The 21,436-nt window shown below is 34.6% G+C and carries 19 protein-coding genes; 10 read left to right on the top strand and 9 right to left on the bottom strand.

All coding sequences use genetic code 11. The annotated features are described in order from the left end of the window. Positions 1-4 precede the first annotated feature (4 nt). The 5 genes from CLV90_RS16360 to CLV90_RS16340 all read right to left on the bottom strand — a co-directional run bounded on the left by CLV90_RS16360 (position 5) and on the right by CLV90_RS16340 (position 7,981). On the bottom strand, positions 5-2,986 hold the full coding sequence (locus tag CLV90_RS16360; protein ID WP_133688592.1) for a ligand-binding sensor domain-containing protein: 2,982 nt from the start codon (positions 2,984-2,986) through the stop codon (positions 5-7). 92 nt (positions 2,987-3,078) lie between these two features. Further along, entirely contained in the window at positions 3,079-4,110 is a 1,032-nt protein-coding gene (locus CLV90_RS16355) for a hypothetical protein (RefSeq protein ID WP_133688591.1), read from the bottom strand. Positions 4,111-4,119: 9 nt separating this feature from the next. Then, on the bottom strand, positions 4,120-5,013 hold the full coding sequence (locus CLV90_RS16350) for an SH3 domain-containing protein (protein ID WP_133688590.1): 894 nt from the start codon (positions 5,011-5,013) through the stop codon (positions 4,120-4,122). Positions 5,014-5,034: 21 nt separating this feature from the next. Beyond that, entirely contained in the window at positions 5,035-5,598 is a 564-nt protein-coding gene (locus CLV90_RS16345; RefSeq protein ID WP_133688589.1) for a hypothetical protein, read from the bottom strand. 235 nt (positions 5,599-5,833) lie between these two features. Next, positions 5,834-7,981, bottom strand: coding sequence for a VIT and vWA domain-containing protein (locus tag CLV90_RS16340; protein WP_133688588.1), 2,148 nt, complete (start codon positions 7,979-7,981; stop codon positions 5,834-5,836). A gap of 194 nt (positions 7,982-8,175) precedes the next feature. Here CLV90_RS16340 and CLV90_RS16335 point away from each other — a divergent pair, with 194 nt between their 5' ends. Then, positions 8,176-8,637 (top strand): pyridoxamine 5'-phosphate oxidase family protein, encoded by a 462-nt coding sequence (locus CLV90_RS16335; protein ID WP_133688587.1) that lies wholly within the window; start codon positions 8,176-8,178, stop codon positions 8,635-8,637. A gap of 64 nt (positions 8,638-8,701) precedes the next feature. Here the strand turns inward: CLV90_RS16335 and CLV90_RS16330 are convergent, their stop codons facing one another. Continuing rightward, on the bottom strand, positions 8,702-9,427 hold the full coding sequence (locus CLV90_RS16330; RefSeq protein WP_133688586.1) for an RNA polymerase sigma factor: 726 nt from the start codon (positions 9,425-9,427) through the stop codon (positions 8,702-8,704). Positions 9,428-9,597: 170 nt separating this feature from the next. On the opposite strand from CLV90_RS16330, the gene CLV90_RS16325 reads away from it, so the two are divergent. Next, complete coding sequence (locus tag CLV90_RS16325) at positions 9,598-12,111, top strand: cation-translocating P-type ATPase (RefSeq protein ID WP_133688585.1); 2,514 nt, start codon at positions 9,598-9,600, stop codon at positions 12,109-12,111. Here CLV90_RS16325 and upp read toward each other — a convergent pair. Continuing rightward, a complete protein-coding gene (gene upp, locus CLV90_RS16320) occupies positions 12,106-12,759 on the bottom strand; it encodes a uracil phosphoribosyltransferase (RefSeq protein WP_133688584.1) in 654 nt (217 codons plus the stop codon). The genes CLV90_RS16325 and upp overlap by 6 nt on opposite strands. A 111-nt stretch (positions 12,760-12,870) precedes the next feature. Next, a complete protein-coding gene (locus tag CLV90_RS16315) occupies positions 12,871-13,632 on the bottom strand; it encodes an SDR family NAD(P)-dependent oxidoreductase (protein WP_133688583.1) in 762 nt (253 codons plus the stop codon). Between the two features lie 321 nt (positions 13,633-13,953). On the opposite strand from CLV90_RS16315, the gene CLV90_RS16310 reads away from it, so the two are divergent. From CLV90_RS16310 to CLV90_RS16300, 3 genes are read left to right on the top strand one after another with little or no spacing between them, the layout of a single operon-like run. Next, on the top strand, positions 13,954-14,799 hold the full coding sequence (locus tag CLV90_RS16310) for a universal stress protein (RefSeq protein WP_133688582.1): 846 nt from the start codon (positions 13,954-13,956) through the stop codon (positions 14,797-14,799). Positions 14,800-14,815: 16 nt separating this feature from the next. Beyond that, positions 14,816-15,658 (top strand): universal stress protein, encoded by an 843-nt coding sequence (locus CLV90_RS16305; protein WP_133688581.1) that lies wholly within the window; start codon positions 14,816-14,818, stop codon positions 15,656-15,658. 33 nt (positions 15,659-15,691) lie between these two features. After that, positions 15,692-16,531, top strand: a complete 840-nt coding sequence (locus CLV90_RS16300; protein ID WP_133688580.1) for a universal stress protein — start codon at positions 15,692-15,694, stop codon at positions 16,529-16,531. A 24-nt stretch (positions 16,532-16,555) separates the two neighbouring features. On the opposite strand, the gene CLV90_RS16295 is transcribed toward CLV90_RS16300, so the two are convergent. Continuing rightward, positions 16,556-16,849, bottom strand: a complete 294-nt coding sequence (locus CLV90_RS16295) for a thioredoxin family protein (RefSeq protein WP_166638608.1) — start codon at positions 16,847-16,849, stop codon at positions 16,556-16,558. A 118-nt stretch (positions 16,850-16,967) separates the two neighbouring features. Between CLV90_RS16295 and CLV90_RS16290 the strand changes: the two genes are divergently transcribed. The 5 genes from CLV90_RS16290 (at position 16,968) to CLV90_RS16270 (ending at position 21,433) form a co-directional block, all read left to right on the top strand. Then, positions 16,968-17,801 carry a universal stress protein gene (locus CLV90_RS16290; RefSeq protein WP_133688578.1) on the top strand — a complete coding sequence of 278 codons (834 nt, stop codon included), beginning with the start codon at positions 16,968-16,970 and terminating at the stop codon, positions 17,799-17,801. Positions 17,802-17,806: 5 nt separating this feature from the next. Next, a complete protein-coding gene (locus CLV90_RS16285) occupies positions 17,807-18,655 on the top strand; it encodes a universal stress protein (RefSeq protein WP_133688577.1) in 849 nt (282 codons plus the stop codon). A gap of 64 nt (positions 18,656-18,719) precedes the next feature. Further along, a complete protein-coding gene (locus CLV90_RS16280; RefSeq protein ID WP_133688576.1) occupies positions 18,720-19,559 on the top strand; it encodes a universal stress protein in 840 nt (279 codons plus the stop codon). 130 nt (positions 19,560-19,689) lie between these two features. After that, positions 19,690-20,589: a mechanosensitive ion channel family protein gene (locus CLV90_RS16275; RefSeq protein ID WP_133688575.1), complete on the top strand. Its 900-nt coding sequence runs from the start codon at positions 19,690-19,692 to the stop codon at positions 20,587-20,589. 1 nt (position 20,590) lies between these two features. Further along, the gene (locus CLV90_RS16270; RefSeq protein WP_133688574.1) at positions 20,591-21,433 is read left to right on the top strand and encodes an ATP cone domain-containing protein; all 843 of its coding nucleotides are present in this window, start codon (positions 20,591-20,593) and stop codon (positions 21,431-21,433) included. Positions 21,434-21,436: the final 3 nt, after the last annotated feature.

Below are 21,436 nucleotides of genomic sequence, written 5' to 3'. Positions count from 1 at the left end.
GTCTTTAATAATCTGTTAGTAAGGGAATTTTAAAGGTAATCTTGGTACCATCAATGCTACCGTCTTCATTCTGGATTTCACTTATGTGCAGGGTATTCTTTCCTGCTATTGATTCTAATCGTTCTTTGGTCACTGTCAATGCCATTGATTGATGGTCTGTTTTTGGCTTTTCATTTTGCGATTTAAAAATACCTAATCCGTTATCAATTATACTACACTGTAAATGTGTTTTTGTGGTCGTGAAACCTATTTCAAGTTTTCCTGCTTTATCTCCTTTTAATATTCCGTGGCGAATTGCATTTTCTACAAAAGGTTGAATTAACATTGGCGGAATCAATATCTCTTCTGCATCGGGATTGGTGTCTATATTAAAAGAACATTCAAAAGGCTGCTGAGCCATCAATTGCTCTACCTCTACATAATGTCGTAATGCCTTTATTTCTTGGTCTAAACTTATGTGTTCTTTTCTAGAATTCTGTAATGTTTCTCTCAATAATATGGCAAAGCTGTTGATGGTGGCATCCATTTTTTCTGGCTTGTTGCCAGCCATTGCTTTTACCCCATTCAATACATTGAATATAAAATGCGGATTCATCTGTAATTGCAGTGCTTTCTGCTCTAAAGTCAATAGGTAATTCTGAGTTTTTAAATGCTCTTGGGCTGCTTTGTTTTTTGCTTTTATCTTACGGATATAAAACAAACCAATACCCAATAACACCAATATCGCCAATGCTAAAACCGACCATTGAAACCAATCTTTTTTGTATAACGGACTATCAATGAAAAAGCTGAATTTGATAGGCTCACTTTCTTGCCATCTGTAATTTCTAGATTGCGCGGAAAAGGTATGTGCACCATATGCGAGTCCGGCGAAATTTTGCTTGTTCTCCTTCACCCACGGACTCCAATCGGTATCATCTAATTTTGTTCTGTATTCTACTTCATTAGGGTGGTCAACATCTACTGTTCTGAACGAAAAACCTAATTGCGTTTGCTCAGGAGTTAATTGCAGTATTTTGTTACTATTCGTCCAGTCTTTTAGAACAATGGAATCTATACTTTTATAACGCTCCTCTACACCTGTAAAATAAACTTTTGGTGCTGTTGAAGCTTTTTTACCATCGCTAGGTATATGTTTGGTTAGCCCGTAAATAGCACCAAACCAAATATTGCCATTAGTATCTATATCAACAGCATTTAAGCAGGTTTCTATGCCTAAGAATCCGTCATTTCTACCAAAGTGATATACGTCGGCAATTTCATTGGCTTTGTTTAATTCTATTTTATCGACTCCCCTTTCTGAACCTGCCCACAGAAAACCTTGGTCATCAAAAATGAGCTGATAGATATTATTTGAAGATAATTTTTTAGCGCCCTGCAACTGTTGAAAATTTACGGGATTGCTACTGTTCGCATACCAAATACCTTTACCCGATGTACCCAAATACATGGTATCGTCATGGAACAAAATAGTACCGATTGCGGTTTGTTGTTCTAAGCCTGTCTCGATACTGGTCACCTTATTATTTTCTATATAGCCCAAATGACCATTTTGTGTGGAGTACCAGAGTTTACCATCAGGACCTTTAACCATGCCTTTTATCAGCATATCTGTAATGCCATTTCGCTTGGAAAAAGTCTTTCTGACAACTAAACTATCGTTGTCCGAATAGTAGTTGAATTTTACGATACCGTGAGCATAGGTCGCTGCCCATATAAAATCTTCTTCTGCAATTACGATGCGTACCCAATCTGACGGAAAACCTTTGCTTTCATCTATGATATGATTGGCGGTTCTTTCAATGGACACCGTATCAATATGAATGAGATAATTTTCACTTGATGAGAACACCAAACTATCTACCATTTTGGTCTCCCGAAATAGGAGTCCCCTATTATCTGAACCTGCCCAGATATTCCCTTTTGCATCGCTATCGATTGTTTTAATTTTTACATCGAAAAACGAACCTTCATTTGGTAAGGGTTGAATACCCAAAGAATCTATTTTCGTTAACCCTGCTTCTGAGGATGAAAACCATAATCCGTCTGGGGCATTATGTACCGCATAAATACGATTTCCTTTTAAACCGGTTCTTTGGTCGTAATGCTTAAAGTTGTTTTGAAAGTATTTGAAGAGTCCGCCACCAGAAGTCGCAATCCAAAGATTGCCATTGTCATCATTTATGATTTTTCTGATATGGGGAGTCGCTAATCCGCTAGATTTATTTAGTCGTTTTAGCTCAGAGAATTTATTGGTTTCTACCACCGTAATACCATCATTATCAGTGGCTATCCAAAGCTCATCTGTATTTTGAATGGACATTGAATTTATACGAGAAGGCTCTGGCATTAGAAACTGATTATCAGTATTCTCGCTGTCCATTATAAAAACGCCATCATCAAAAGTCGCTGCCAGTATTTTGTTATTATGTTGAATGACAGACTTAAAGTTATTTACCTCAACCTTAGTCTTTTCAGCAGCTGATTCACTCAATGCATTCAATTTCCACAGTCCGTTATTAGTAGCTAGCCAATAGTAATTTCCATCAAACAGAATGGAATTAATTTCGCTGGAATCTATTTCAGGATTAATACTAACCTTACTTAATTCTTTATTTTTAGAATAACTATAGAGTCCCTTTTTAGTACCCACATACAGCACATTTTCAGCAGTGTAGAATTGAAGAATTTGTGGAGAATTAAAATTTACGAAGTTGTTCTTTACTTTTATAGAAAGTCCTTTTCTGGTTCCCACAAAAAGGGAATCGTTTCCGGTATGTAAGGCGTCAATATAATTAGACAGTAATCCGTCACTTTCGTTCCATACTTCAAAGGTTTCTCCGTCAAAATTTGCTAATCCGCCACCTTGGGTTCCTAACCATAGGTAGCCCATTTCATCTTGCAACACATCATAAACTTGAGATTGTGGCAAACCATCTGCAATGGTATATGCGCGTAGCTGACTGTTTTGCGCAGCTACGTACATTGTTCCAAAGAAACAAAATACCAATAAGAAGTATTTACTAAGCAGATTCAAATATGTGTTCTATTTTAAGTAATTATCTAACGTTGTTAAGTCTATAATATTTGATATAATAATGGGTCTTGTATGTTTGTGTTTTGGTACTCAGTGGTATCATTAGCCTGCAAAATAGGTGCCAATACGCAGAGTACGGTTGTTTTTCCTTTTATTATTAGTTTATTTCCTTGGACAGTACTTCTCCATCTAAATTTTTCTATCGGAATATTCAATTTAAATAATACCTCAGCCATTTCTGGGGATTCTGAAATCCAATCCATTATTTCTTCTTTGCCTTCTAAAGTAAGTATATCGCTAGCGGAATCAAAAGTAAACTCCCAATCTACCGGAATATTAAATTTGAAACTATAGGCTTTACCAAACGAAGATTCGTGTCTTGTTTTTAGTGCGGTAAACCAATCGATATTAACCGTTGGATACGCTTGCTTGAACTCTTTGGATAAATGCGCCGGACCTAAAGATTCTGCTGTTGGGTAGTAACCATAATAAGGTTTTGCCAAATAATGTTCTGCATACTTGCCGCCGAATACATTGAAATAGGGCGATGCTACAACCTCATCAGCTTTAAAGGTATTTTTCAACTCTTGAAGTAATGGTTGATTTTCTCCTAATCCGCAGGAATGAAAAATAATTTTAGAATTGCTCGTAACACCATCACAGATGGTTTCGATGTTATTGGCACGCATTGCTTGTTGTAAACTTTTTACGGTAATACGCTCACCAGTTTCTGTAGTCTTCATTGACATGCCCAACCAGGCATTACTGTGACTTACAATATGTATTTCTTTAAACTTTAGGTGCTGTACCCCTGCTCTGTTTATATAATTTATGATTTCATCAATAGTATATAAACTGTCTACAACTTGTAAATTTTGGTTCTCAAAATACTGGGTCGCATTGCTGTAATAGGTGTTATCACCTTCATCAAAACCAGCAATAAAAACGATGGATTCTTGTACCTTTTCTTTTTTGGCAGGTGAAGTAAGTGCCGCCTCCGACTGTTGCGAAAACGGCTTCTTACTACTAAGCATTAGCACACTAACCAATACTATAATTAAACACTTGTTCATAGTTGTTTTTTAAAATTCTATACTTACTACAGCATCATCTTTAATTTCACGAACTTCTTCTTTTTTAGTCAACTTAGACCCGTTCCATACATACTTCGTGGTGATGAATTCAACATTATTCTGAGCCAAAGCATCATCTAAGGTTTTAATATTTTTTGTAATGGTCGTTTTCAACAAAATAGTACTCTTAACACCTTGCATATCAGACGGAAAAACAAAAGACTCGGTCTTTAAATAATTAGTATCTGCATAGTCTATTAAACTTGCCACTTTCTTGAATCTACCATTGTTCCAGAACAAGTAGCTCTTACCTACTTGGTAACCTGTATCTTTATCTGCTAAATCTACCGTGATAACATCTTCAACATTGAACAAACCTAAACTACCGTGGTTTTCAATATGAACCGGAATCGCAGCAAGACTATCCAACACCATTTTATCTAATTGTTGTCCGTTTTTAAAGGCACGTAACTGGAATTTTGTCTCTGTAACTCCCGATTCGTTTTTAGCACTACTTTCAAACCCATAAACAAACTTTACTTGGTTGTCTGCAATACTCCCGAAAGATTTTTGAGCAATCATCCCTCCCCAAACCCATCCGGTTTCGTTTTCTGTGGTTACTCGGTACCAGTGGCTATTGATGCCATCTATTTCTTTAGAGTACATGCTTTTTTCCCACAATACCATTTTAGTTCCGATATCTAGAAGTGTTACTTTTTTACTTCTAATAGATGGCTTTTCGCGAAGAAATACTTTGTGAGCCAATAAATACTCATACGTTAGTTCTTCGGCAGGAATATCTTTATCCATTACTTCAAATTCTACTTGTTCTACACTTTGGGCGAACATGTTTACAAATGCAAATAAGCATAGGAATAAGGCACTTTTCTTTAAATTTTTCATAATTCTAAATTTTAAGGGTTATTAATAATTAATTGCTGTTATAGCGTCTTCAGTATCAAAATCATCGTCGTTCCAGGCAATGCTTCTAAGTACTTTAATATCTTTAATTGTAGCTGTTTCTGTGTATTCCAATGCTGCTCTTAATATGGTTCCTTCTTTACCAAATGACTGGTTAGGAAAAATGTAGTGTATGTCTGAAATAGGTTCGTAGGCATACTCGTTTTTAATACTTGGCAGCGCGATAAAGTCATTGTCATTACTTACCAAATAATAGAATTCTTCTGTGCTTGAACAGCAGGCGTTATACGCTAGTGTTACTTTTAAAATTTCATTGATATCTTCTAAATCCGGATTGCTTAAAACCGAGATGCGTATTTCATCTAACAAACCGAAATCGGCAATGGCCAATGTCGCCACATGTCTTTCTGGATTTTGTGATGCTACTACATCTACCAACCAAGTGTCTTCGTCTTCTTGACCACTACTTCTTTGGTTTGTGATATCATAGGTATCGGTTAATTCGAACTGCTGCGCATTGGTGATACAAGTGCTGAATAAAAAGGCGATTAGGATTAATTTTTTCATGATATTTATTTAAGTTGTTTTCTTTCTACACTACTAAATTACAGTAGAGACAGGGCTTTTAAGTGGGTCTTCTAGTATTCGTAGTACCTCATCTAGTATTCGTTGAACATGCTGTAATTATTTATTCTCAACCTGTTCTTTATTGAGTTTATTACAAAAGAAAAACCTGCAAGATTTTACAAATCTCACAGGTCTTCTTCTCCCTCCGGAGAACCAACTAACAAAAACTAACTACCTATCCTTTCAGAGTTATGGTCATTTCTTTTTTAAGAGACCTTAAACTGATTTTCTCCAATTCTAATTGAATGGTTTCATCAACTGTCCAGCTTCCATTCTCTAATTTTTCTACACGTATCACCTTACCTTCTGCATTGAATTTTATACGAAGGCTTTCATACTTTTCTAAGTACTCAGTTACCAGTTTGCTATACATTACTTTGAACTCCATCGTTAATTGTCTTTTTACAATCTTCTCTATTTCGTTTTCAAAATCTATGGTAAAAGTGCGTTTGAATTTACTAGTTTCTTTGACCTCAGCTTCTGCACCTACGGCTGAATTATTTACATTATTAGGCATTGGCAATGGTTGCTTTACTTTAGTAAATGTGCCATCTTCATTTACTATGGCTTCATCCACAGCTACAAAAGAGGTGTAGTTGGTAAGTAAGTTGTATTTCAATCCCAATTCAATTACTTGTGCTTTTACGTCTTCATTAAATAGGTTACTATAATCATCTAACTCCCCTATTTTCTTTCTTGCCCATAAGTAACGTAATGCTTTATTCGACTTGCTTAAGTGCCCGTCAGATACATTATACACTTCTCTAAATCGTTTTTTACCTTGATACCCGGTTACAATAATTTTACCCTCAGCCTTGCCTCTATATTTGCCGTGAATAATTACCGGTCTAGCAGCAAATACATCTGGTATACTCTTTTGAGCAAGGTCATACATATCAAAGCCTTTCGATTCAATTTTTACTCGTGTTAATAATGGCGTAGAAATATATTCTGCAAAGTCTTTAGCTACTTCTGCCGCTTCTTCTGATGTCGTTGCAATAAACGATTCGCTGTTCGACACTTTAGCCATACCTTCTATTAAATATCTATTGACGCTAGAACCTATACCGAAGGTAAATACATTGGCTTTGTCTAGATTAGTACTGATCAGCTCAAAAGCTTCTTTTTCAACACTTACATAGCCATCGGTAATAATGACCATTGAACGGGCACTGCCCAAATCTTTTCTTGGTAATCTGTATGCTTCATGCAATGCACTCAATAATTCGGTACCACCACCGCCTTGACCATCAGACAGAAAACGAATGGCAGCTTCAATATTCTGTTCAGTCGATTCTACCGGTGTGGCACTGAAAACAGTTGAACTAGAAGCGAATAACTGAACATTGAAGGTGTCGCTCATTTGTAAATTGCAAAGTAGGTTTCGCATTAATTGTCTTGATACTTCTAATGGGTATCCGTTCATTGAACCAGATACGTCTACAATAAACAAGTACTCTCGTGACGGAATATCATCTAATTCTACATTCTTACTTGGCTCCATTTGATAAGTAAAAAAGCTCTCATCTTCCCCTTCATACATCAATAACCCTGTTTGTATTTGATTTCCTCTTAAGTTGTAATTCAATATGAAATCTCTGTTCGAAGGATTCTCATTTTCTTCGGATAAAAAGACTTCTGCTGTTTTCGCATCAGGATGCTTTACAGTTACTTTATGACTTGTACTGTTTATATTCTGAATGATCATACCCGCATTTAAGGTCACTGTCATATCAAAATCAAAACTATCTGCAATACCCTTTGCCGTGTATGGCATATTGAAACTCTCTTCGTTTAGAGTGCTCTCGCTAGTAAACCTAGGACCAACAACACCTGGTGCTACAAATTGATATTCCCCATTTACAGGCACCAATATTTCTGTGTAATAGATATCTATAGCAATTTCATCGCCAGGCATAATATTACCTACGTTCATTTTAAACACATTGGGTCTGTCTTGGTCTAACTTCGCTGCTCGCTTGCCTTCGCTCAAAGCGGTTTCATAAACTTCTTGGGCTTCTTGCTTTTCAAATATTTTAGCATTTACAATACGGTTGCCAATAGTCATCTGCATTTTATGAACCGCTGCTTGAGTAGAAAGAGGAAAAACATATGTAGCTTCTATTGCCCCTGCCCCTTTATTTTGATATAACTGTGTCACCCGAACATGAGCAATAGTACCAGATATTTCAACTTCTGTTTTTGAAGATTTTAAGGGTATGACCGCATCTTCTGTAGATACCAATAAATACGGACTATCATTATCTTGAGAAAAGCCTGAGAAGATGGTGCAACACAGTAAAAATGTGTAAAGTAGTTTCATGATCGTAATTTTAGATTATTATTATTTGAAGTCAAATCTAACTGCGAACTACTTGTAAAATGGGTACCTTTTAGTATTCGTTGGGGTTGAACTAGAATTCGTTGTCCACCAAAGTTTTTCAACTACTGACGAATATCATGTGCCACTAATTCAATGATTTATACTTTTATCAAATCAACAAACAACAATAGGTCATGAGAAGAAATTTAAATGAAAAAGAATGTGCTACATTACTGAAGCAAAACTACATTGGTAGACTGGCCTATATTTCTGGTGGATGCCCACATATTGTACCTATTACGTATTTCTACGATTCAGAAACCAATACCATAACAAGCTATTCTTCTGAAGGACATAAGATTCAAGAAATGAGAAAAAACACTGCAGTTTGTCTGTCTATAGATGAGATTGCTTCCATTTCTAATTGGAAATCTGTATTGGTTCAAGGTACTTTTGAAGAACTTTCTAGAATTGACGCCAAGCATATGCTTCATGAGTTTTCTGAGGGAGTTAAAAAAGTATTAGCTGATAATTACGGAGAACATCCAAAATGTATAAGTGAATTTTCCGCTAAAATTGATGCAGAAGATGCTTCTATTGTTTTTAGAATTAACATCAACGAGATAACCGGAAAAATTAGAGTAACAGAATTATAAATAATAATATATCATATAAATGTATTAAAAAAGCTCTCATTAAAATGAGAGCTTTTTTTTGTCACTAATTGCTATCTATAAGAAATCGTTTTTCAAAACTATTTTTAAGCAACAGCCTTGCCGAAGCTAATAGTTCTTCTACTTGATCTAATGTTGTTTTACGAATATCAGCTATTTCTTCGGTCGTTAAACCTTCGTTTGTAAAGAGTTCAAATACCGTTCTCATTGGTAAGTTCATTTTATCTAACACTAGCTGTATATGGTTATAGATACGTTCTTTATCTAAAGATGCATCTAGCTTATCTGCCAATTTTTTTTCTTCATCAGTTATAAAGACATGATTAAGGGTATAATTCGTTTTGTCTAAAGAACTGTCATCCAATTCTTCTAATAGTAAAAAATCGCCATCTCCATCTTGCGTATAATTTTCTTCCATAGCATCCCATTCTGGTTTAGAATAGGTATCTATATTATCAAAAAAGACATGATCAAACTCCTCTTCTACCAAACTATCTTCTAATAACTCATCTACTTTTTTAAATAGAAAAACATGTAACTCGTTTTCACTTTTTATATCATCGATATTATCATATACCTCAATAAACAGTTGATCGGTAAAATCGCTCGGGTTAAACATACCTTTATTCAGCTTGCCATTGGCTACAGCACTATTCAATCTTTTAGAAACGTACCGGTAAATTTGAGGCAACACTTTTAATAATTCTTTATTAAATGATTCTCTATTCTCTTTACGCTTAAACGTAACTAACTTAGAGTATGTTTCTTTCATTATTATTTTTATATCACTCATGGCAGTTTCCATTATAGTTTACTTTTAAGATTATTATACTATAAAATTGCAAACTTATAGCCGCAAAACATATGATAAATATCAGGGAGTTACCTAAAGATTTCAGATACTTTAGTAGTTATTAATTTCAATGGAACCAAAACTAGCACATGATCAACCCTAAAGATTTTGGAATTACCGGACTCACAGACCAACAGGTTGAAGCTTCTAAAAAAGAACATGGCTTAAATTCTTTTAATTATAAGAAAGAAAATAGCTTTTTAGATGCCTTAAAAAGCATTGCTAAGGAGCCCATGGTTATTTTACTACTAATTGCCTCTTCTATATATTTTATAACTGGTAATTATGGTGATGGCGTTTTCTTAGCTTCTGCCATTGTTCTTGTGGGCTCCATATCATTATACCAAGATTCTAGAAGTAGAAAGGCTTTAGAGAATCTCGAAAATCTTACCCACCCTAAAAGTAAGGTCATACGCAACGGTGTAGTTGTTGAAATTGATAGTCAAGATATTGTTGTTGGTGATTATCTAATGGTTGAAGAAGGCACTACCATTTCTGCGGATGGTGTTATAGTTCACTCAAATGATTTTTCTGTAAATGAATCGATATTAACCGGAGAATCTCTTTCTGTATATAAGGATGCTACAAGTACTGATAATTTAATTTTCACAGGGAGTACCGTAGCCAGCGGATTAGCCATTGCTCAAATTACCGCAATAGGAAACTTAACCAAACTCGGAAAAATAGGAAAAAGCCTTGAAGATATCACCGAAGAAAAAACACCTTTGGAACTTAAAATCTTCAATTTCGTAAAATTAATGTCCATCTGGGGCGGAGTTATATTTCTATTGGTTTGGGGAATAAACTATCTGCGTTCGGGCATTATACTCGACAGTTTACTAAAGGCATTGACCTTAGCCATGAGTATTTTACCCGAAGAAATTCCTGTTGCATTTACCACTTTTATGGCATTAGGCGCCTGGCGATTAATGAAAATGGGTATTGTGGTAAAGCAGATGAAGACAGTTGAAACCTTAGGCAGTGCAACTGTTATTTGTACTGATAAAACAGGTACTATTACACAGAACAAAATGGCTTTAGCCAAACTGTTTACCTTAAAGACTGGTAACATAGTAGACACTAAAGATATATTAGGCGGCAATGAAAAAGAGCTTATAACAACTTCTATGTGGGCGAGTGAACCTATACCGTTTGACCCTATGGAAATTGCCATTCATAATGAATACGGTAGGTTAACCGACAACGATGAACGCCCCAATTATAAAATGGTTCATGAATACCCCTTAAGTGGTAAGCCGCCCATGATGACCCATGTTTTTCAGAATAAAGAAGGTAACCAAATTATTGCCGCCAAAGGTGCCCCTGAAGCTATTATAGCGGTATCGAATTTGACTACTTCTGAAATTGAAATCATTCAAAACACACTTACAGCATTAGGTAAAGATGGCTATAGAATGCTTGCGGTAGGTAGAGCGATATTTGAAGGAGAAAATTACCCGAAAGAGCAGCAAGATTTTAAATTTGATTTTAAGGGAATTATCGCTTTCTACGATCCTCCAAAAGATAATATTTCACAAGTACTGCAAGACTTTGACAATGCAGGTATACAAGTAAAACTGGTTACCGGTGATAATGCAAATACCGCTATGGCAATCGCCAAACAGATTAATTTTAAAGGATTCGAAAAATGTATTTCTGGAGATGAGTTAATGCAACTTACAGATGCCGAATTACAAGAGAAAGTAAAAGACATCAACGTATTCTCTAGAATGTTTCCCGATGCGAAACTGAGAATTGTAAATGCATTAAAGAAAAATAATGAGGTGGTTGCCATGACGGGCGATGGCGTAAATGACGGTCCGGCTTTAAAAGCATCGCATATTGGCATTGCCATGGGTAAAAAAGGTACTGAAATTGCAAAACAAGCGGCTTCATTGATTTTGGTTGATGATGACTTATCAAGAATGGTTGATGCCGTTGCCATGGGCAGAAAAATATACACCAACTTGAAAAAGGCAATTCAGTATATCATTTCTATACACATACCAATCATCCTTACGGTATTTATTCCACTAGCATTACGGTGGATTTATCCGAATATATTCTCACCATCTCATGTCATTATTTTAGAGTTAATTATGGGACCAACATGCTCTATAATTTTTGAAAACGAACCTTTAGAAAAGAACCTTATGTTTAAAAAACCGAGACCTTTTTCTACTACTTTTTTCAATTACAAAGAACTAACGACAAGTGTTTTACAGGGTTTAGCGATAACTATTGGCGCATTAGTAATTTATCAATATACAGTGGCTGTCGGCTTCTCTGAGAATGCTACTAGAACCATGATATTTATGGTTTTAATTGTAGCCAATATTTTTTTGACTTTGGTAAACCGATCTTTTTATTATTCGATATTTACAACCTTGAAATACAAGAATAATTTGGTTCCGTTGATTATAGGTCTTACCATCATACTTTCTTTAGCATTAATGTATGTCCCCGTATTAACGCGTTTTTTTGAGTTTGAACCTTTATCCATAGCTCAGTTAGGTACAACTATTCTTATAGGTGCTGTTTCTGTACTTTGGTATGAATTTGTAAAAGGGATAAAGCGTTCTAAAAAGAACATATCATCATAATTTCTGTCCATATGCCAAATCACCAGCATCGCCGATACCTGGTATAATATAACCTCTAGCATTTAATTCTGGGTCAATTGCAGAGATCCATAAATGTGTGTTCTGAGGGAAAATGTTCTCAATAAAATCAATGCCTTGTTGGGATCCTATCACCGACACGATATGAATTTGCTTGGGTGTTCCGTGCTTTTTTAATCCCTCTAGAACATTTTCTAAAGTTCTGCCTGTTGCTAACATAGGATCTGTAAGTATAAGTACTTTACCTTCTAAAGATGGTGCCGCAAAATAGTCGACAATCACCTCAAAATCATCTTCATCGCCTTCATGCTTTCTAAATGCAGATATGAATCCGTTTTCAGCATTATCGAAGTAATTTAAAAGTCCTTGGTGTAAGGGTAAACCTGCTCTTAAGATAGAGCATATAACTACCTGATCTTGACTTAAATTCATGGATTTGTGACCAAGCGGAGTAGTAACATTTTTAACGGTGTATTCTAATTCTTTACTTACTTCGTAACCTAACACCTCTCCTATTCGTTCTATATTTCTTCGAAAACGCATGGCATCTTTTTGAATGTGCTTATCTCGTATTTCTGAAATAAAAGTATTTAGTATTGAATTTTCGTCGCCTAAATTATGAATGATCATGAGTGTTGTATTTAATTCTAAGGTACTATTTTAAAATAAAAAACTTAAACATATCAATGTTACCATTTTTATATTCAAGTTTCACTATTTTCAATCTTATTCTTTTAGTGCTTATGCACTTAACATACCACCATCAATTCGATGTGTACATCCGGTAATATATTTACTGTCATCAGAAGCCAAAAACAAGGCATATTCTCCTATTTCTTTTGAAGTAGCGTAACGCCCAAAAGGGACTGTCGCCGTAAATCCGTCTTTTACAGCATCTGGATTATCGGGAGCCATACCGCTTTCTAATCTACGCATCATATCATTATCAACCGGACCAGGGTGTATGGTATTTACTCGTATTTTTCTACTAGCATTTTCATTAGCGGCTACTCTCATTATACCTACAACTGCATGTTTTGTAGCACAATACGCACCTAAACCTGTAAACCCTTTTAAGCCGGCAACTGAAGATGTTATAATGACACTACCACCCTCTTCCATTTTAGGAATTATATATTGGCAACCCAGCCAAACCCCTTTTAAGTTTACAGCAATTACGTTATCGAATACCTCTTCTGGATATTCCGCTATCGAAGTTGGTGTGCCTTCAATACCGGCATTGGCAAAGAAAATATCTATTTTGCCAAAAGTGGCTATTGCATGGTTCAGGAATTTTAAAGTGTCCTCTTTTTTAGAAACATCTGCCTGAAAAAAAGAAACGTTTTTATTATTAAATTTAGCTCGAGATTCTTCAATAGCAGCTGCATTAATATCTACTAAAACAACTTTAGCTCCTTGTTCTAAAAATAGTTTGGCAGTTGCCAAACCAATACCACCTGTACCACCTGTAATAACGGCTACTTTATCTTTTAATCTATTCATCGCTACGTATTTTTGGTTTCTATTTCTTAAAATGTTTCACTAATGTACTTAGTTGAGCAGGCTTTTACTATGACAAATATCATCCATATCTAAATCTCAGCTTATAAAAATTTATTGAACAAGTGCGCTTTTTTAAAATCAGTTCTATACCTAATTCATTAACCATTCTATGGCGAAACGATTGCCGGTAGCGTAAAAAAAATAGTAACCTGGAGAGCGACTAAATAGATATACAGGGTTTGTGTATTTATCCTTCATGATATTTATCATAGGTTTTTTTCGCCCTCTCCAATACTTTTAAAGTATCAATAAACGAAAGCCATGAAAAATATTCTCATTCCCACAGACTTCTCGAGCAATGCATATCACGCGATTGCTTATGCCCTTAATGTTTTTAAATGTGAACGCACCAATTTCTATTTTATACATGCCTATGCAGATGAAGTTTATGGACCTTACCACAATGTAGATAAGGAAACATTCGACAAACAAAAGAATAGTATTGCCGATGAATCTGAGAAAAAATTAAACAAGCTTGTTATTGATACACAAACAAAAACGCACAATCCACTTCATAAATACGAAGGAATTTCTTCTTTCGAATCTTTAGTCGATGCTATTAATGATTTTGCAGATTCAAAAAATATTGACTTAATAATAATGGGTACCAAAGGTAAAACAGCCAGTTCTAAAATAACCTTTGGCAGCAATACTGTACAAGTGTTCAAGTATGTGAAATGTCCCGTTTTGGCTGTACCTGATCAATATGATTATAGTCAACCTAAGAAAATACTTTTCCCTAGTAACTATATGCTTCCTTATAAACGTCGAGAATTGAAACTGCTAGATATTATGGCAGGAGAATTCAAAGCAGAAGTTCTGAGCTTGTACATCTCTGATTTTGAAGACTTAAGTCTTAGACAGCTAGATAACAAAAAATTCTTAGAAGAATCTTTGCCAAATGCTAGGTTGTCATTTGTAAGAACTGGTGTTCATAATAGGGCAAATGCGATTACTGAATATATTAAGGAGAACGATATCGATTTACTAGTGATGGTCAACTCAAGACATTCTTTTTTAGAAGATTTACTGTACCAATCAACTATTGATAAAATTGGTCTTTCACCTACTATTCCGTTTTTGGTAATGCAAAATCTACCCCGTTAATTAAAAATATACTGCTATGAAAAAGATATTGATTACTACAGATTTCTCTGATAATGCCTGGAACGCCATTTTTACAGCATTAAAAATATACTCTGAAGTAGATTGTCATTTTTACTTATTGCACGCTTTTGAACCTTCGCCATTAAACATGATGGGTTCTAAAACCCAACAGAGACTTGGTGTTATCTATGATTCGCTTTCTAAATACTCGGTAAAAGAGTTAGAGGAAGTACTTTCATATCTTAGAATAAACCACAAAAATGCAAAGCACCAATTTACGACGATATCAAAACCAGGAAATTTAGAACATGCAGTGGAATCTGTTCTTACAGAGAACGATATCGATATTTTGATTATGGGTACCCAAGGTGCCACTGGTGCCAAAGAAGTTTTCTTAGGTAGCAATACTGTAAAAGTATTGAATCTTATAAAAAGTATTCCCATTCTTGTGGTACCGACCGGTTTTAACTTTCAAAGTCTTCAATCGATACTTTTTGCGACTGATTTTAGCGCACCCTACACGAAAAATTTATTTAACCCCATTATCGAGCTTAGTAAGCTTTGGAGTGCCAATATTGAAATAGTACACGTTGCTATAGAATTCAATTTAAATGTTCATCAAGAGGCACATAAAGAAGTTTTAAAGGAACGGTTATCTGGGTTCGATATTAAATTTAAGAACATACCTTTTGAAATCAATATCTCTAAGAGTATTGACCAGTATGCTGAAGAGAAAAAGGCAAGCTTCTTGACCATACTACGCCATCAGCATACTTTTTGGGAGAATGTTATAGGCGAACCTGTCGTTAAAAAAATAGCTTTTCATTCTAAAATTCCGGTAATATTCTTACCCCAATAACACATCATCTTTTCTAATATTTAAACTACTACAATGAAAAATATACTAATCCCTACAGATTTCTCAGATAACGCTTGGAATGCATTGGTGTACGGAATTTCTTTTTACCAGAAAACGCACTGCACTTTTCATATTGTACATGTTAATGCCATTGATACCAATGTTAGTGGAGAAGCCGCCATGTTCATTGCCCCAGATATTCTTGAGGAAACGATATTAGCCGAAAGTAAAGAGCAACTTAAAGCGCTTAGCAAAAAAATAGAGCAGTTACCATTAAACGTTAAGCATGAATTTCATTTTAAAGCTATCTATGGTTTTCTAACGGATCAGCTTAAAGATTTGGTCAAAAAAAAGAATATTGAACTTATAATAATGGGCACAAAAGGGGCATCTGGTCTTAAATCTGTATCCATGGGCAGCAATACTGGTAATGTTATTACAAAAGTACCATGCACATTAATGGCTGTGCCTGAAGATGCTACTTATGAAAAAGTTGAAGAAATAGGTTTTCCGTCCGATTTAAATTTATCCTACGACGTTCGAATACTTGATACCATCAAAGATATCATTCTACTAAAAAAGTCTGCTTTACGATTGTTATATGTTTCTAGTAAAGGTGAAGAGCTAAATGCCAATCAACTAAAAATTAAAAATTTATTGCTTGATTATTATAAGGAAATGGAATGCACCTTTCATGAAGTTACCGGAAAACATATAGATGAGTCCGTACAATGTTTTACCGAAAGTAGAAATTTAGATATGCTCATTATGGTCGCCAAAAACCTTAATTTTTTAGAGCGTATTCTATTTAGACCGACCGTTGAAAAAATTAGCTATCATACGAAAGTTCCATTTTTAGTGATACACGAATAGTATTGATTAGCTTGAATAAAAGTATCACAAATGTTCTTTAATGGCTATTCTTATATCTTCAACTGGCATAACACCAGTATGTCGCCAAAGGGGTGTACCGCTCTTAAATAGTATTAAAGTCGGTACACCTTTTATTTTATATCTTTTTACAATTCCCTTCTTAATTTCTACATCTACCTCAATGCTGTTTATTACTTCACCCAACTCCCCCACCACCTCGTCTACCAGAGGTCTTAATAATTTACAGGGTACACACCAAGTCGCATAAAAATAAACTAACGTAGGGGTGGCAGAACCTATAGTCTTTCTAAATTTCATTTTCATCAATTTGTATTTACTCCTTAATAATAGGTATTAATAAAAAGATTGGTAATGACGAATATCATACTATTTGTGATCTACAGTGCCTAATTTTAATTCATCAAATGACAGTACTATGACACGTATTTTATTACCCACAGATTTTTCTAAAAACTCTTTAACTGCAATACGTTACGGACTCACCTTATATAAAGATATAAAATGTACTTTTTATCTTCTTAATAGTTATATGCCACCAGTTTACCATACCGAATATTTAATGGGGAGCCCTGCGCAAATAGGTCTTGGAGATATCGTTCAACAGAATTCTCAAGACAACCTTGAAAACCTGAAAGAAAAATTACAAAAAGAATTTGAAAATCCTTTACATACTTTTATTACGCATTCTGCTCTAAATGTACTTTCTAGCGAGGTTACCAGAACCGTAGAGGCTGAAGGTATAGATATTGTGGTAATGGGTACGCAAGGCGCAACAGGTGCAAAAGAAATTTTATTGGGTACTAATACCGTTCATATTATTAAAAATGCCAAATGCCCTGTTTTGGTCATTCCATCTGGTTTTGAATTTGAAGCACCAGAGCAGATTCTTTTTCCTAATGATTTTGAAGTATCACTAGATAAAAAAAGCTTGGCACAATTGCTTAAAATCACCAATTCTCATGTATCGCAGGTAAATGTTATGCATGTATATACAGGTAACGACCTTACACCTGTTCAAGAAAAAAATAAACAACAATTAGCTAAAGTATTATCTGAAAGCGGATTTTTTCATGAAGTAAGTAGTAATGAGACTATAGCGGCAATAAATGAATTTCAAATTAAGCAAAAAATAAACTTATTAGTCATGGTACAAAACAAGCATACCTTTTTAGAACGCTTGTTTATTGAGCCCGTAATTAAGAAAATCGGTTTTCATGTAACAGTACCATTTTTAGTAATTCCTCAATAAAAAATATGAACATTAAAAACATACTTGTAGCAACAGACTTTTCTAATGAAGCGTATAACGCCCTTTTTTATGCTACCCAAATTTTTGCATCAACAGCATGCACATTTCATATAGTTCATGCTTATGATGATATTGTCTTGAGTGCAAAAAATGCATTATTAAAAGGGCAGAAAGAGATGGAACATTTACAGAATCTGTCTCAAGAAAACTTAACAAAAACAGCGCATAAAATTGTGCTTGATACTGGTAAAGAGATACACAAATTCAATACTATTTCTAGTAAAGGTAGTCTTGCTAGTGTAATTTCTAATACGATAGATACTCATGATATCGATTTGGTAGTTATGGGCAACAAAGGTAAAACGGGCGCCAAAGAATTATTTATGGGCAGTAATACCATACAAATTGCAAATACTATTACAACCTGTCCTATTCTGGCCATACCTAGAGAAATAGCCTTTAAACCTATTGAAGAAATCGCTTTTGTTACCGATTATAAAAAAGGATGTACTAAAAGCTCTATTCCTATGCTTTTAGAGATCGCATCAATTTCAGATGCATCTGTTGCTGTGCTGCACATTAATGAAGAAGAAGTAATGACCTCTAAACAAGTGTCTAACCAAAAACTATTAGATACTTGCTTACTGAATACACCGCATAGCTATGATGAGATCTGGAACTATGCCGATAAGGCAAATGTTATTCAAGATTTTATAGCTGAAAGAGAGATTAGCATATTGGCAATGGCGTATCATAGAAGAAAATTCTTTGAGCGTTTTTTACATGAACCCGTAATCATGGATTTAAGTATTTATGCCACTATTCCGTTTTTAATTCTACCGGTACAAGACTGATATTTATCATAGTACATCAATTGCTAAGATTATATTTTTATAGAACAATCTAAATCATTAAACAATGAATAAGCGTATTCTAATACCTACCGATTTTTCTAAGAATGCATTGAACGCAATTAGATATACTATTGATTTATACGCAAAATTAAACTGTGACTTCTATCTTTTAAATGTTTTTAGTTTTGAAAAGTACACTACTAATAGTCTAAATATACCCGAAGAAGGCAGTGCTGAATTTGAACAAGCAAAACAAGATTCTGAAAAGAACTTTGTTAAGTTAATAGATACGCTTGCTTTACATATAGACAACCCTAAACACAATTATTACACCGTATCTTCTTCCAATTTTCTATCAGAAGCTATTAAAAAACTTATAGCAGAAAAAGATATCGATTTAGTTGCCATGGGGACCAAAGGTGCTACAGGATTAAAAGGGGTACTATTTGGTAGTAATACAGTTATGGCTATGGAAAAAATAAGGGAATGCCCTGTATTGGCTATACCCGAACATGTATCTTTTATGTCACCTAAAGAGATTGTTTTTCCGACAGATTTTAAAGACGCTTATAAACGATCGGAGTTTAGATACCTTATAGAATTGGCTAAAATGCATAATGCTGAAATTGCCATATTACATTTAGAAAAGAATAAAGAACTTACTGAAACCCAATTAAGCAATAAAAAATTATTATCATCTATCTTAAGTGAGACTGCACACCAATTTCACTCACTTACAGAAAAGAATTTGGGTAAAGGTATTCAGACATTTATTGAAAGTAGAGAAAGTGATATGGTGTCTTTCATTAACCGTAAACATTTCTTTTTTGGTAATGTTTTTTCTAGACCTCTAATTAAGGAAATTGGTTATGATAGCGATGTACCTATTCTAGCTTTGCATTAATTTGTTAATAGAATTGATGAGTACCAGCAAGTAAAATTCATAAAACATTTTAGACATCTTTGGTTGGTTGATGTCTAAAGTTAAACCGTCAAAGAATTCGCTTCATTGGCGGTTTTTTTAAATAATTCATATGGATACATTTTCGAGTTTATTAGAGAATACAACGCTAATTAAAATGCTTAAGTTATTTGCGTGGATACTCTTTATTGTTTTCATTATCAGCTTTGTAAGAAAAACACTTAAAAAGAGAATTGAAGATATTTCTATTAGATACAAAGCACAAAAAGGTGTTGAAATTGTTGGCTATGTACTTATAATTTTCTTAGTTCTAATGGCATTTACTGTCGACAGCATAAAAGATTACACCATAATAATTGGCTTATTTACTGCTGGTATTACCTTCACCTTACAAGAACTAATATTAAGTATTGCAGGCTCTTTTTATATCTTTTTCGTGCGCGTATATAAACCTGGTGACCGTATTGAGATTAATAATATAAAAGGCGATGTTATTGATATTGACAGTATTTACACCACCATTATGGAAATGGGAGAATGGGTTAGCAGCGATAACTATTCTGGTAGAATTGTAAAAATTAGTAATGCCTTTGTTTTTAAAGGTCCGATAAAGAATTACTCGATGGATTTTCCTTTCGTTTGGGACGAACTGAACATTCTCATCACCTATGGTTCTGATGCCGAACTTGCCAAAACCATTATGCTCAATACAGCTACTGAATTTTTGTCTGATTATACTGAAAAATCAAAAGCCAAATGGCAACAAATGGTAGCTCATTATTATATAGAAGATGCAACGATCGAACCTACGATAGCCATGAACCTTACCGATAATTGGATTCAATTAAATCTAAGATATATAACAGATTACAAAAGAAGAAGAAATACAAAACACACGCTATTTCAACATATCGAACAAGCTATTTCGAAAACAGATGGTAAGGTTACATTGGCTTCTACAACATTACAATTACTAGAGGTACCACCACTTGATGTTAATCTAAAAAAGTAATATGGACACTAAAGAATCTATTGACATTATAAAATCTTCTGGGCAGAAAATGAAGTTCTCGTTAGACAAACTTCGTAACTCTCTTAAGCATAGTGGTGCAAATCATGAACTAGTAGAAGAAATTGTTAGTAAAGTATATGATGAGCTATTCGAAGGCATTACCTCTAATGAAATCTACAATAGGGCGTATTCGTTGCTAAAAAAGAACAAATCTGTATTTGCCTCTAAATACAAACTCAAGAAGGCTATCTATGAATTGGGACCGACTGGTTTTCCCTTTGAACGTTTTATAGCCGCAATATTGCAATATTCAGGTTATGAAGTTGAAGTAGACATCGTAGTAAATGGTGCCTGCGTTACTCATGAAATAGATGTTATTGCCGAAAAAAATGATACGGCTACTCTTATAGAGTGTAAATTTCATAATGAAGAAGGTCGTAATTGCAACGTTAAAATTCCGCTATACATACATTCTAGATATAATGATGTAAAAGCACATTGGGTTACAAACAAAAATAACAAACCATTAAATAAAGGCTGGGTGGTTACCAATACTAGGTTTACCCAAGATGCCCTAACCTATGGTAAATGTGCAGACCTCTATCTTTTAAGTTGGGATTTTCCAGAAAACGACGGATTAAAAGATAGAATTGATAGGCTTGGGCTCTACCCCATTACAGTCTCTAGCTTATTATCTAAAAGAGAAAAACAATTTCTTCTTAGTAGAAATATAGTACTGTGCCGGCAACTCGTAGAAGACAAATTTTACTTGGATCACCTTGGTATTTCTAACGAACGAAAATCAAAAATTTTAGACGAAATCTCACAACTCTGTAAAGCTTAATAG

It is taken from the genome of Maribacter spongiicola (genome assembly GCF_004364165.1).
Taxonomy (GTDB): domain Bacteria; phylum Bacteroidota; class Bacteroidia; order Flavobacteriales; family Flavobacteriaceae; genus Maribacter; species Maribacter spongiicola.
Note: the sequence above shows the minus strand (reverse complement) of the source record. Positions and strands in the feature narration are given on the sequence as shown.